The following is a 12,880-nucleotide window of genomic DNA, read 5'->3' as shown; positions in this document are numbered from 1 at the left end:
CTGCCGTTCCTGTACGCAAAAAGGGGCGTGCATGGGCTGCCTACGGGCAGCGGCCGTAGTTGTCGTCAAACCTCACGATGTCGTCTTCGCCGAGATAGGTACCCGACTGGATTTCGATGATTTCGAGCGGCACCCTGCCGGGGTTTTCGAGCCGGTGACGCGTGCCGAGCGGAATGTAGGTCGATTCGTTTTCGCTGAGCAGGAACTGCTCTTCGCCGCGTGTGACGAGCGCGGTGCCGCGCACGACCACCCAATGCTCAGCGCGATGATGATGGAGTTGCAGCGACAGCTTTGCGCCGGGCGTCACGACGATGCGCTTGACCTGGAAGCGCTCGCCGCGATCGATCGAGTCGTAGAAGCCCCACGGGCGCCGCACCTTGCGATGCGCGTCGGCCTCCGGCGCGTGCTGCGCCTTGATGCGCGACACGAGCCCCTTGACGTCCTGCACATGCGAGCGATCCACCACGAGCACCGCGTCCGCGGTCTCGACCACGACGACGTTCGCGGTGCCGACGCACGCGACGAGCCGCCCTTCCGAATGCGCATAGCAGGACACCGCGCCTTCGAACGCCACGCGGCCGCGCCCGGCGTTGCCGTTCGGGTCCTTCTCCATCGCGGCCCATACCGCGTCCCATGAGCCGAGGTCGGACCAGCCGGCTTCGAGCGGGATCACGACGCCGGGGGGAATGACCGCGGCTCGACTTTGAGCTTGCATGTCAGTCTGTGCCGCGCCTTGCGCTTCGACGTTGCTCGCGCTGTCGTCTTGCGCCGGCGGCGGTTCGGTCAAACGCTCCATCACCGCGTAGTCGATCGAATCGGCGGGCACGTCGAGGAACGCATCGTGCGATGGCCGGAATACGTCGCCGTCCTGCTTGCCGCTCGCGAACGCGGTTGCGCACGGCGCATGCATGTCGGGCCGCAGCGCCGCGAGCGTGTCGAGCCACACGCGCGCACGCACGATGAAGATGCCGCTATTCCACCAGTAGGTGCCGGCCGTCAGGTATTGCCTCGCGATTTCCTCGGCGGGCTTCTCGACGAAACCGTCGATCGCGTGGCCGCCAGCGGCCAATGCCGCGCCGATCCGGATATAGCCGAAGCCGGTGTCGGGACGCGTCGGCGGCACACCGAGCGTCGCAATCGCGCCCTCGCTCGCGTGGTGCGCCGCGCACGCTAGCGCGCGCTGCAGGGCAGGCACGTCCGCGATCGCGTGGTCGGCCGGCATCACGATCAGGATCGCGTCGTCGCCGGCCGCGCACGCGAGCGATGCCGCGAGCGTGAGCGCAGGCGCCGTGTCGCGGCGCGCGGGCTCGACGATCAGACGCGCGTCGACGCCGTTTTCATGCAACTGTTCGGCGATCACGAAGCGATGCTCCTCGCCGCACACGACGATCGGCGAAGCGTCGACGCTCCAGCCCGCCGGGAAGCCCTCGAGGCGCCGCGCGGTCGCCTGCAGCAGCGAGTCGGAGCCGACCACGTCGATCAACTGCTTCGGAAAGTTTTCGCGCGACACCGGCCAAAGCCGCGTGCCCGAGCCGCCCGCGAGAATGACCGGGACGATGTGCGCGCAGCGCGCGCCAGCAACCCCGGCGCTTGCGCCGTTCGGCTCGACGGATCGGGCGCTCACACCTGCCTGCGTCAACATATCGGGAATCCTTTTCGATCTGCAAGGTACGACGAACAACGGACCAGTCCCCGCCTGTCACGCGCGGTTACCGGGCTGGCGCCGTCGGTGCTACTCGCCTGCCATGCGGCGGCTTTGAATCCTGAACTCGGTCGGCGAAATCCTCATCCGCTTGCGAAACACTTTCGCGAGCCGGTCGCCGTTGCCCATCCCGGTGCGCCGGGCGATCTTGTCGACCGGCAATTCCGATTCGGTCAACAGGCTGCACGTCACCGCGAGGCGCTCGTGCAACAGGAAACTCGACGGCGTGATACCCATTTCCATCTTGAAGCGGCGCAGAAAGTTGCGCTCGCTCATCGCCGCGAACTGCGCGGCATCCGCAATCGAAATCGACTGCTGGCAGTTTTCCTGCAGCCAGCGCGCCGCCGCGCGAACCTTGTCGCCGGGACTCATGCCGCCGTCCTCGCCGAGCAGCGGCGCGAGGTTCGTGCACGAGTCGGACAGCAGCCGCTCGGCAGCCGAGCGCGCGGTCGCGTTGCCCAGATCGCGCTTGATCATCGCGAGCGCGCTGCGCATCGATTCCAGCCGGTCGTTAAGGTCGACGACGCCCTGCTCCGCCGAGCCCGCGCCATTTCTGGCCAAGGCCGGCTGGTGCAAGTCGCTCTCTTCCTTGTCCTCGGGCAGGGCCGCCGCGTCGAGCACCGCGCGCCCTTCGGCGATCGGCCGGATCATCGCGGTGTTGCGACGCACGCGCCGCAGCCATCCGAGCAGACGCTCATCGCGCGCCGCCGACGCCGCGCCCTTGCCGCCCGCCACATAGAGCGCGTCGAAGCCGCCGTAATGGCGCGCGTCCAGTCCGTCGGTCCAGACGCGCAAACCCGACGACGAAATCACCATGCCGCCGCCGGCGGACAAGAACGACACGTCGTACAGCCACGCGCCCGAACCGGAAGTGGCGAGTTCGTTGGCAGCCTGGAACACCTCGGCGATCACGCCCGCCCCTTGCAGCGAGCAGTCGTTGAACAACAGAATCGCGACACGACGCACGCCCTTGTTCGGAGCATGCACCCAGCGCAGCATTGCAGACTCCAGACTCGCGCAGGTCATAGTCATCCTCTCGACAGAAAACGATCTACTACACCTTTTACGATCACGCACAATGCGAACTCCGCGCAGTGCATCATAGCGACGGCCTCCGGCGCTCTGCCGTCATGTCCGAAAGTGCAGACATATTGGCACTATGAATACGTGATCGGCCAGTGCAATTCGGCACAATACCGAAACGACCGTCTTTTCACTGGATTAATCGTCTAACCGCATATGGTTGAATATGCACTCGCAAATCTTAATGCAATTTGAAAAATGAATGCGTACGCCACCGCACACTGCGCGGCTACTCGAAAAACGGCGTGTCTCCGCCTTATGTACCCACCGAGGCCTATTTTAAAAGACATTTTTTGCTGAAATGGGCTATTTTTGAGTGGAACACCCCCGCCCCTACCAAGCGGGCCCGGCTCCATCGACAACTTCCCCTGACGATCCGCGCAAGCGCCGCGCAACCGACCCTTCGGCCGTCCAATGCAAGCACTCAACGCGCCAGAACAGATTATTTAATCTATTTTTATTGACGGCGTGAATATTAACGTGGCGATTAACGTTTCAAACCTGAAACACGGATATCGGACGACTTTAGCGCCCCCGCAATAGATGGGCCAATGGCGGAATAAGTCGGGTGCGAGCGGGTGCATTTCCGCCAACCGATTGCGGAAATGGACTAAGAGGTTTCCGCAAAGGAGGTTGGGGACAGCAAACGAAGTCCGCCCTCCCTATGCAACGACTGTGACACCCGTGCAAAACGCGCCGCGTAATGGCACGACGCGACGATAGTTCGGCGTCGCCTGACAGGTTTACGGCGGGCAAGCGCACATAAAAGTGTTTCTGAACGGGGTACGATGCCCCCGACAAACGCGCTGGAACCGCACACATGAACGGCATTTCATGGATCACGCTGATACTTGCCACGATGATCGGCGTGTTCCTGTTCGCAATGATCGGCGTGGTGCTGCTCGCGCTGCTGCTCGGCAACGTATCGGACCGGCTGTCGAGCAACGACGAGACTCGCCAGGACTCATAGGGCCTGTTCACGCTAATAACGGGCTTGCGCTGGCCCTAGCTACTTCGAAAGATCCTCGAGCGCGACATCGCGCGTCTTCGGTCCCAGCGTACCGATCGCGACCATGACGATCGCCATTGCCCCCGAGATGAACACGAACACGCCGTTCACGCCGAAGCGACCGAGGCAGGCGGCGATCACGAACGCCGAGAACATCGCCGAAATCCGGCTCCACGAGTAGACGAAGCCGACCGCGCGCGCGCGGATGCCGGTCGGAAACAGTTCGGCCTGGTACGCGTGATAGCTGTATGAAATGATGTTGCCCGCGAGCACGAGGCACACGCCGAGGCTCACGAGCAGCACCGTCTCGCGCGCCTGGCTGAACGCGAGTCCGCACACGACGTTGACCGCCGCCATGCAGACGATGACGGTCTTGCGCTCGAAGCGATCGGCGATCAGCAGCCCCAGCAACGGCCCGAGCGGCGCCGCGATCGCGATGATGCTCGCGTACATCAGACTCGTCGTCACCGTGATGCCCTGCTTCATCAGCAGCGTCGGAATCCAGTTCGCGAAGCCGTAGTAGCCCATCGTCTGGAACACGTGAAAGATGATCAGCATCAGCGTGCGCCTGCGATACGGCGGCACCAGCAGATCACGAAACGCGGCCCGCGCGCGCACCGGTTCGGGCAGCGCCGGCTCGGGCAACGGCAGGCCGCATTGGCGCCGATACTCGCGCGCGACGCGTGCTTCGAGACGGGTCATCACCGCGTCCGCTTCGTCGAGGCGGCCTTTTTGCGCGAGCCAGCGCGGGCTCTCCGGCAAGCCGCGGCGAATCCACCACACCACGATCGCGCCAATCGCGCCGATCAGGACGACCACACGCCAGCCGTCGAGACCGAACAGGCGTTGCGGCACCAGCAGATACGACAGGAACGCGACGATCGGCACCGCGCAGAAGCCGACCGCCTGCGAGCACGCCGAAGCGCGCCCGCGAATGTGCTTCGGCACGAGTTCGGAAATATACGTGCCGATCGTGACGATCTCGACGCCGATGCCGATTCCCGCGATAAAGCGCCAGCAGTTCAATCCGAGCGCCGTGTGCTGGAACGCCATCACGACGTTGGCCGCCGTGTACCACAGCAGCGACCAGGTGAAGATCGCGCGCCGGCCGAAGCGGTCGGCGAGAAAGCCGCACGCGGCCGTGCCGATGAACAGGCCCGCGAACAGCGCGGCGATGAAACTCGCGACGCCGCTCGTGCCGAACAGGCCGCGCGTCGTGGCCGTCAGCAGGCCGCTGTGCACGAGTCCCGGCGCGATATAGCCGGAGTACATCAGGTCATAGAGTTCGAAGAACATGCCGAAGCTCAGCAGCATCACGAGTTGCCAGATCGTGCGGGTCGCGGGTAGCCGGTCGAGCCGCGCGGAAATGCGCGCGCCGTCGAGCGCGATCGCGTCGGCGCGGTCCGAGCCTGCTGCATCTGCGCCCGCGTCCGTGGGTGAGCCGTCGAGCGCGCCGGCATCGCCGAGCGCCGTTGAGTACATCGCCTGATTCGACGATTTCATCGTCTGTCTCCAAAATTATTGGTCTATTGCCCGCTGCGGCGGGTCAAGCGCGGCACGACGCTCACGCAGCCGCGCGCGGCGCCCGCGATTGCACGCCACCGCCGAGCTCCGCGATCCGCGCGTCGTCGAACCCGAGTTCGCGCAGCACCTCGACGGTGTGCTCGCCGATCTTCGCGATCGGCCGACGCGGCCCGAGACGCGCACCGTCGAGCGAAATCGGCAGCAACGGCATCGCGGTTTCGCTGCCGTCGTCGAGCGTCAGCGGCACCAGGCCGCCGCTCGCGTTCAGGTGCGGATCGTCGAACAACTCCTCGGGCTTCGTGATCGACGCGAACGGAATGTGATTGCGCTCGAACAGCGGCACGAGCGTCGCGCCGTCGAGACGGCTCAGGCTTTCGCCGAGCGTCTGCAGCAGCCAGCCGCGCGCGAGCACGCGGTCGTTGTTGGTCGCGAGGCGCGCATCGGCGAGCAGATCGTCGCGTTCGAGAATCGCGCACAGCGCGCGCCACTGCGCGTCGCCGGTCGCGGCGATGAACATCTGCTCGCCGTGCGCGAGCGTAAACACGTCGTAGACGGCCCAGGCGCTGATGCGCTCGGGCATCGGCGCGGCGGCCACGCCGGTCGCCGCGAACTGCTGCATGTGCTGCGCCGAGAGCAGCACGCAGTTCTCGAACAGCGCGCTCTGCACCTCCTTGCCGCGGCCGCTCGCGTGCCGCTCGTGCAGCGCCGCCAGCACGCCGATCGCGCCGAACATGCCGCCCATGATGTCGTTGACCGAGCTTCCCGCGCGTAGCGGACGGCCCACCGGACCGGTCATGTACGCGAGGCCCGCCATCATCTGCACGACTTCGTCGAGCGCCAGACGATGTTCGTACGGACCATTGAGAAAGCCCTTGTGGGACACGTAAATCAGCCGCGGATTGCGCTCGCGCAGCGTCGCGTAATCGAGGCCGAGACTCGCCATGCGGCCGGGCTTGAAGTTTTCGACGAAGACGTCGGCGCTATCGACGAGTTGCTTCAGCGCGGCGAGACCGGCTTCACTGTCGAGATCGAGCGCGACGCTCTTCTTGTTGCGATTGAAGGTGCGGAAAAAGCCCGCGCCGGTGCCGAGCAGCCGGCGCGTGCTGTCGCCGCGCGGCGGCTCGACCTTGATCACTTCGGCGCCGAGGTCGCCGAGAATCATGCCGCAGGTCGGACCCATCACCATATGCGACAACTCGATCACGCGGATGCCCGCGAGCGGCAAGGTACCCGGCTGCGGCGAAGACGTCGACGACGAAGCTGAAGTAGCGGAGGAAAGCGGAGTCATTGCGGCACCTGCGGAACGGAAGAATGGGGACGACGCAAAGATTCGGCGTAGCTGGCGGAGTCGCGCGCGACCGCTTGCGCGTGCGTGAACTGTTTCGGTAGTCCCGCTCGCGCGAGATAGCCGTACAGCGGCTCGCCCGGCAGCGCTTGCGCCAGCACCGCGCGCGATGCGAGTAGCCGCGCGATGTCGATACCGGTGTCGTAGCCCATGCTGTGGAGCATGAACACGAGGTCTTCGGTATTGACGTTGCCGGTTGCGCCCGGCGCATGCGGACAGCCGCCGAGACCAGCCAGCGACGCATCGAACTCGCGGATCCCGTGCTGCAGCGCGACCAGCGTGTTGGCGAGCCCGAGGCCGCGCGTGTCGTGGAAATGCAGCGAGCGCAGCCTGTCGCCCGCCACGTCGCGCACCAGCTCGATGACCTCGCCGACCTGACGCGGCGTCGCTTCGCCGGTCGTATCGCCGAGCGCGATTACGTCGGCGCCGGCCTGCACCGCGGCGCGCGCGATCGCGGCGATATCCGCGTACGGCACGGCGCCCTGCAGCGTGCAGCCGAACACCGTCGACAAACCGGCGATCAACTCGACGCGGCGCCCACCTGCAGGGGACGCGCCATCGATCAGCTCGCGCATCGCGGCGAACGCGTCGATCATCTCGGCGGGTGTCTTGCGCACGTTCGCGGCGCTATGCGCGGCGCTCACCGAAATCGGCGCGACGATGCGCTCTACGCCAGCCTCGAGCGCGTGCTGCGCGCCCTTCAGGTTCGGCACGAGCGCGCTCACGCTGAGATCGTCGTAGCTACGGGCGTGAGCGACTACGTCGGCGGCGTCCGCCATTTGCGGCAGCAGCTTCGCCGGCACGAACGACGCGACTTCCATGTGGCGCACGCCGGCCGCGTAGGCGGCGTCGATCCAACGACGCTTGTCGTCGGTGGACATGATGCGGGCAATGCTTTGCAGACCGTCGCGCAGACCGACCTCGGTCACGACGACGCGCTCGCGGGTTTCATTCATTGGCTGGAATCCTGGTCGTGGACGCGGGCTTCAGAGGCCCGTTGGATAGAAGTGATGCGCTGACTGGGTCACAGCGTGCCCGCGCGACGACGCGCGGCAAAGTCTGCTTTGACGAAGCACACCATCGCCGCTCGCGATGGCCGCTCAGGCCGATGGCGCGGGCTTTGTCGCTCGCCTGGGTGAAATGCTTAGGGGTTTGTCTGGGGAGGTGGCGAAGGCGTGGGTGACGAGGCGTGTCGCCCGTCTTATCTGGCGCTCAGCAGATGCTCGAGCAATCGCGCGGCCGCCAGCGTCAACGCCGCGCGATCGCGCATGCAGATCACGAAGCGCCGCGCGGCCCAAGCCTCGCGCAACGGCACGGCGACGATGCCGTACTCGTCGGCCGCATGGCGCGGCAGCGCCTCGCGCGGCAGGATCGCGACCGCGAGACCCGCCTGGATGAAGCGATAGGCGGCATCGAACGTCGATACATAGGTGCGGTAATTCAACTCGCTGCCCTTCTCCAGCGCGATGCGCTGCATCAGCGCATTGACCGACGCATTCGATGCGAGCCCCAGATGATCGAACCCGAGCGTCTGCTCGAAGCCGATCTGCTCCTCGCCCGCGAGCGGATGCGCGCGCGGCACGATCAGCGCGAGATGGTCGGCGCGATACGGCAACGTGTCGAGACTGCCGAGCGGCACGGTGTCGCGGCAGATGCCCAGATCGGCCACACCCTCTTCGAGTCCGCGCACGATGTCCGCGCTGACGCGCTCCTCGACGTCGACGCGAATCGCCGGATTCGCCTGCAGAAACGCCGACAACGCCTCGGGCAAAAACTCCACCATCGACGACACGTTGGCGAGCACGCGCACATGCCCACGCGCGCCGGCCGCGTACTCGCTGAGCTCGGCCTGCAGGCGTTCGTGGCCCCGCATGATGAGCCGCGCGTGGCGCAACAGCGCTTCGCCGGCGGCGGTCGCGCGCACGCCGCGCTGGCTGCGCGACAGCAACGCGACGTCGACGAGCGCTTCGAGATCGGCGAGCCGCTTGCTGACCGCCGACGGCGCGATGAACTCACGCTCGGCCGCGCGCGCGATCGTGCCTTCCTCGCACACGGCGATGAACAAGCGCAGCGTCACCTGATCGATTTGCCACATCGGCGCAGCGGATTCGTGGGTTGGGGGTGGGGGAAATTATGGTTGATCGTGGAAGGCCGTGGAGGATTTCTGTCGCTTGCGGTGCGGCTCGAACCACGGCTTGCCGTGCAAAGCAGTGCAGAAACAAGGACGTTGACGCTCGAATGGAAAGCCCGCAAAGCGGGGCGACTTGTTTGAGGCGCGGTTGCCTTCCGTTAGTCTTCCGTGCTCTTCAGATCGCTTATCCGCCCTTTCGTTATGCGCGCCATGCAATCCCAAAACGTCATATAACGCACCGACGCTTCGCCTAATGAATAGGTCTCAGCGTAACACTGGTTGTCGCGATACTCGACCCATGCCCTTTGTCCTTTCTCAAAGTAAGGCAATGCGACAGGATTGTTATCGACCTTCAAATCAACATCGCCTTTCCTCAACTCAGTTTCCAACGATTTAATCGTGGAATTCAATTCTGCGTAAATTTGTTCGAAATTCCTGTGGCTGCACGCAGCGATATCGGCGGTTGCCGCGTGCTCACCGGTCTTGCAAAGACGGTCAATTTCTTCGCGCAATTTTCCAGAAAAATAAACCGATGATGGCGCTGCTTTTTTGTAGTCGAACTGCACCGAGTAAATTGTTTTGCTCAGCGCAGTTGAATCAAAAAAATTAAACATCGAAATCATGATAAGCCGCACAGCAAGCATTCTAGTGGGACGCATCATATACACCTTCAGAGAACACTCCAGCCTCCGTTTCCCGGCGTTGACGCAAGCTCGAGGAACAGCGAAATCTTTTTTATGTAATTCGGAATATTTCGGTAGTCACCTGATTTTCGCGATGCGTCAATTCGTCCGCAGCATGGTCTGCTACAGCATTAAAAAAAACACTCACCAATGCATCGTACACGTACTGAAACAACGGTACGTGCACTTTTGCATTGATGGCGCGTTCTGTTCGCCTCAAGTCCTTTCAAAGACTCTCTGGCGTGTTGACTGATACTGTCTGCCTAAGGTGCAGATTGTCTTCCGGCAAGACAAGATGGAAGGTCCCACAAAGCGTGGCCAACGATTGCAGCCATAGGATCCGCAAACTATTGTGGTTGGGCTGGCTCGACTTCAATAGAGTCCAGCGTTTCCGTAATCGAAGTGGTTCCGCGTAGATCGGTACCGGTTATTTGCCGACGGTGGCGATCAAAAAACTCCGTTTTAGTATCAATTACAAGAGTAACAGGAGTGTCGCCACGCGGACTATGCCAGATAGCCTGGAATCTGTATGGTCCCATTCGCGCGCCGCCCATATGGGGCATTGTCGGACTATTTATTCGGATCCCCCATCCCGTATCCGTAACCGAAAACGATTGCAGTATAAATTCCTTAAATTGGGGGCGATCCTTCAGCATCGGCACGATGTAATCGTTGAAGCTAATCGACCCGTCAGCGTAGACAGTCGGAACAAGCAACGTACAAAATAACCCGGCGCTGAGTCTATGTGCTAAGCGTTGTTTACTCATAACTCTATTCCTCGACGGTCATCCAATATACTTAACTTTGCGCTGCGTATTGTTTACCGCCCCATGCTCCCAAGCGGACTGGACAACGGCGCCCGCACCGACGAAATTGTCAATGTGATGGCCGGTAATCGCGCTGCCGGTATCATCGGCGAAGCGTCTGCCGACGATCTCTATTTCGACTTGAGCGTGCTTCGGTATGACGTTAGGATCGACCGCTATTGAACGATTCTCCGTAACCGGTCCGAATGCGCCTTGCACTGAGTCCGTGTAAGCGAATGCTACGCCCTCCGGGTTGCTGAGATAGTCGCGATTGCCGCGGCTATTTCTATGCCAACCTGAATTTACCTGTGTTGGTCGAATGTAGCGCCCATTAGATGCTTTACCCGTTCCCTGCATGACAACGCCTCGCGCCCCATAGAGAAAATCGCGCTTGTGTTGATCGTTGGTTCCGCGAGCAATTACAAGTTCACCCGTAAAATCCTTTTCGAAGCAAACGTGATACCCCGTTATAAGAAACGTGCTCTCGTACCATGCCTCCTTGAACCTCAAACGCAGCGGGACTGATGTTATATCTTCGTCAGCTACCGTGAGTGTCAAATCCCCGGGTTCACGCGATTCGAGAATAACCGTCGCGCAACCGTCTAAATCGGTCGGGCCCGAGACCTGTACTGTGTCGCTCGGACGGCTACTGCTGATAGATATGATGCGACCGAAAACAGAATTTCGTCGACGACTTTTCACTGTGACTTTGATAGCCAGACGGTACAGAATCTTTCCGTGCAACACACGCGAGGACGAGGGAATGACAGGCAACTTGTCGCCGTAACTATTGGCCGGAATATTCCACGACAACAGGTTCGCTGCAATCCGAACTTCAACGCACGAGTCCGGGTTTGTGTTCGTACACGCAGTGTCGTGAACCGTTAGCCAATCCGGACTTTCCGGCATTCCTATTGCTCCAATTAAAGTTTGAGGCTTGCTGTTCCGCGAGTAACTACGCGCACAGTGTGTCCGCTCTGGCTTGTGGTTCCCGTTATCACCCGTTTACCGTCAACGACAATTCTGTAACGCACGTTGGCGAGGGGTTGGCCATCGCTTTTTTTGAGCACGTAATACTCGTCGCGAGTGCGAATTTTCGACGTCAGCGCTGAAGCTGCCGTGCGACCGCGGCAATCGCACGCCCATGCATAACCCAGGGCGTCGGCCATTTCGTAACCGTTCGAATACGACCGAAGCCTATCCTGCGGAAACCATTCGCCAGTTTCGACGTTCATCGCCATTGCAGACGGCATTGGCGGGAAGTTTGCGTATATTGAATAGGTGACACGACAAACTTGGCACTCTTGCTCGCCCACGGCACCTGCCTGTTTCTGTTGTTCCATTCGACCTCTTTTGATTTTCCAGAAAACATCCGGCAAATTAAGCATCTAAACGGTGGCACGGTCAATGATTTTAAGTTGAGGCAAAACTTCATTGACAGATATTAACGATTGCTCTGGCCATCTCATTTTTAGGCGAATTTTTCCAGATACCACGGCCAAACAAAAAAAGCGGCATTGAGCCGCAATGCCGTTCAGTTGAGCAACTGAGCGGCATTTTTGTTTTTCTGACAAAAAGACCGTTGTAAGCGAGCGCGGCGATGTTAGCTTTCATCGCCATGCTGGCCGATCCGCTGAAGCGAGTCATCGCGCGTCGAGTCTCACCCATCCCCGCCCTTGCCCGCGATTTTCGGTCTGGCTATGCTGGCGGGTGCGCCGGCTGCCCGCAGGCGACCGCCCCAACCAGAACAACGCTCGAGAACCTGCCCATGTCCACCACCAGTCTGTTTTTCACGGCCGCCGGCGTCGGCCTCGCGATCGCTGCGCCGGTCGGCCCGATGGGCATGCTGTGCATCCGCCGAACGCTGAGCGGCGGTCCGCGCGCGGGACTCGCGATCGGCTTCGGCATCGCCAGCGGCGACGCGGCCTACGGGCTGATCGCGGCGCTCGGCCTCGTCGGCATTTCTCAGTTCATGCTCGCGTACGACCGCCCGCTGCATCTGCTCGCGGGCCTGTTCCTGCTATATCTCGGCGTGCGCGCGCTGCTGCAGAAGCCGCCCGCTGAAACCGCCGACGGCAATGGCAATGGCAATGGCAATGGCAATGGCAAGCTCGCGCAGATCGGCCGCGCCGGCGCGCTGCGTGCGTACGCGAGCGCGCTGCTGTTGACGTTGACCAATCCGCAGACCGTCATCATGTTCGCGGCGCTATTCACGACGCTCGCGCCACGCGGCGCGTTCTCGCCGGCCATCGCGCTGACGACGGTCGGCGGTGTGTTCGCCGGCTCGATCGCGTGGTGGTGCTGTCTGGTGACCATGGTGTCGCTCGCGCGTCACGCGATCGGCAGCAGGCTTCGCGTCGCGATCGATCGCGTGGTCGGCTTCACGCTCGCGGCGTTCGGCGTCGTCGAAATCCGCCGCGCGCTCTGAGCGGCACCTCACACGCCATGCGGCACATCAGCGCCGTACACGCCGAACGCAGCCCGCTGCCCGCGGCGACGCGCTCCCCCTGAACAAGTGCCACACGCTGGCGCGGCAGTTTTGCGACAATAGCGCCTTTCGCCGCTGAGGCGCCGGCCGACGCGGCCGTGCAGCGCAC

13 protein-coding genes are annotated in these 12,880 nt (G+C 62.4%); 2 read left to right on the top strand and 11 right to left on the bottom strand.

Annotated features, from left to right (window positions below; all coding sequences use genetic code 11):
- Positions 1 to 40: 40 nt before the first annotated feature.
- Positions 41 to 1,642 carry a sugar phosphate nucleotidyltransferase gene (locus F6X39_RS05725; RefSeq protein ID WP_187615909.1) on the bottom strand — a complete coding sequence of 534 codons (1,602 nt, stop codon included), beginning with the start codon at positions 1,640 to 1,642 and terminating at the stop codon, positions 41 to 43.
- A gap of 90 nt (positions 1,643 to 1,732) precedes the next feature.
- A complete protein-coding gene (locus tag F6X39_RS05720) occupies positions 1,733 to 2,728 on the bottom strand; it encodes a helix-turn-helix domain-containing protein (RefSeq protein WP_187616034.1) in 996 nt (331 codons plus the stop codon).
- 877 nt (positions 2,729 to 3,605) lie between these two features.
- Here F6X39_RS05720 and F6X39_RS05715 point away from each other — a divergent pair.
- Complete coding sequence (locus F6X39_RS05715) at positions 3,606 to 3,755, top strand: hypothetical protein (RefSeq protein ID WP_187615908.1); 150 nt, start codon at positions 3,606 to 3,608, stop codon at positions 3,753 to 3,755.
- A gap of 39 nt (positions 3,756 to 3,794) precedes the next feature.
- Here the strand turns inward: F6X39_RS05715 and F6X39_RS05710 are convergent, their stop codons facing one another.
- The 9 genes from F6X39_RS05710 to F6X39_RS05675 form a co-directional block, all read right to left on the bottom strand.
- Positions 3,795 to 5,297, bottom strand: a complete 1,503-nt coding sequence (locus tag F6X39_RS05710; protein ID WP_187615907.1) for an MFS transporter — start codon at positions 5,295 to 5,297, stop codon at positions 3,795 to 3,797.
- Between the two features lie 61 nt (positions 5,298 to 5,358).
- Positions 5,359 to 6,606 carry a CaiB/BaiF CoA transferase family protein gene (locus tag F6X39_RS05705; RefSeq protein WP_184038399.1) on the bottom strand — a complete coding sequence of 416 codons (1,248 nt, stop codon included), beginning with the start codon at positions 6,604 to 6,606 and terminating at the stop codon, positions 5,359 to 5,361.
- The gene (locus F6X39_RS05700) at positions 6,603 to 7,619 is read right to left on the bottom strand and encodes a hydroxymethylglutaryl-CoA lyase (protein WP_187615906.1); all 1,017 of its coding nucleotides are present in this window, start codon (positions 7,617 to 7,619) and stop codon (positions 6,603 to 6,605) included. The genes F6X39_RS05705 and F6X39_RS05700 overlap by 4 nt, the downstream gene beginning before the upstream one ends.
- Before the next feature lie 245 nt (positions 7,620 to 7,864).
- Positions 7,865 to 8,758: a LysR family transcriptional regulator gene (locus F6X39_RS05695; protein ID WP_187615905.1), complete on the bottom strand. Its 894-nt coding sequence runs from the start codon at positions 8,756 to 8,758 to the stop codon at positions 7,865 to 7,867.
- A 194-nt stretch (positions 8,759 to 8,952) separates the two neighbouring features.
- Positions 8,953 to 9,456, bottom strand: a complete 504-nt coding sequence (locus tag F6X39_RS05690; RefSeq protein WP_187615904.1) for a lysozyme inhibitor LprI family protein — start codon at positions 9,454 to 9,456, stop codon at positions 8,953 to 8,955.
- A gap of 73 nt (positions 9,457 to 9,529) precedes the next feature.
- Positions 9,530 to 9,697: a glycoside hydrolase family protein gene (locus F6X39_RS37550; RefSeq protein WP_410449879.1), complete on the bottom strand. Its 168-nt coding sequence runs from the start codon at positions 9,695 to 9,697 to the stop codon at positions 9,530 to 9,532.
- 565 nt (positions 9,698 to 10,262) lie between these two features.
- The gene (locus F6X39_RS05685) at positions 10,263 to 11,096 is read right to left on the bottom strand and encodes a 3D domain-containing protein (protein WP_222945133.1); all 834 of its coding nucleotides are present in this window, start codon (positions 11,094 to 11,096) and stop codon (positions 10,263 to 10,265) included.
- Positions 11,097 to 11,206: 110 nt separating this feature from the next.
- Complete coding sequence (locus tag F6X39_RS05680) at positions 11,207 to 11,626, bottom strand: hypothetical protein (RefSeq protein WP_187615902.1); 420 nt, start codon at positions 11,624 to 11,626, stop codon at positions 11,207 to 11,209.
- 88 nt (positions 11,627 to 11,714) lie between these two features.
- Positions 11,715 to 11,930, bottom strand: a complete 216-nt coding sequence (locus F6X39_RS05675; RefSeq protein ID WP_187615901.1) for a hypothetical protein — start codon at positions 11,928 to 11,930, stop codon at positions 11,715 to 11,717.
- Between the two features lie 121 nt (positions 11,931 to 12,051).
- On the opposite strand from F6X39_RS05675, the gene F6X39_RS05670 reads away from it, so the two are divergent.
- Entirely contained in the window at positions 12,052 to 12,711 is a 660-nt protein-coding gene (locus F6X39_RS05670; protein WP_184055495.1) for a LysE family translocator, read from the top strand.
- Positions 12,712 to 12,880: the final 169 nt, after the last annotated feature.

Source organism: Paraburkholderia sp. UCT2 (assembly GCF_014397665.1).
Lineage (GTDB): Bacteria > Pseudomonadota > Gammaproteobacteria > Burkholderiales > Burkholderiaceae > Paraburkholderia > Paraburkholderia tuberum.
The sequence above is the reverse complement of the archived record's forward strand: the minus strand, read 5'-3'. Positions and strand labels throughout refer to the sequence as shown.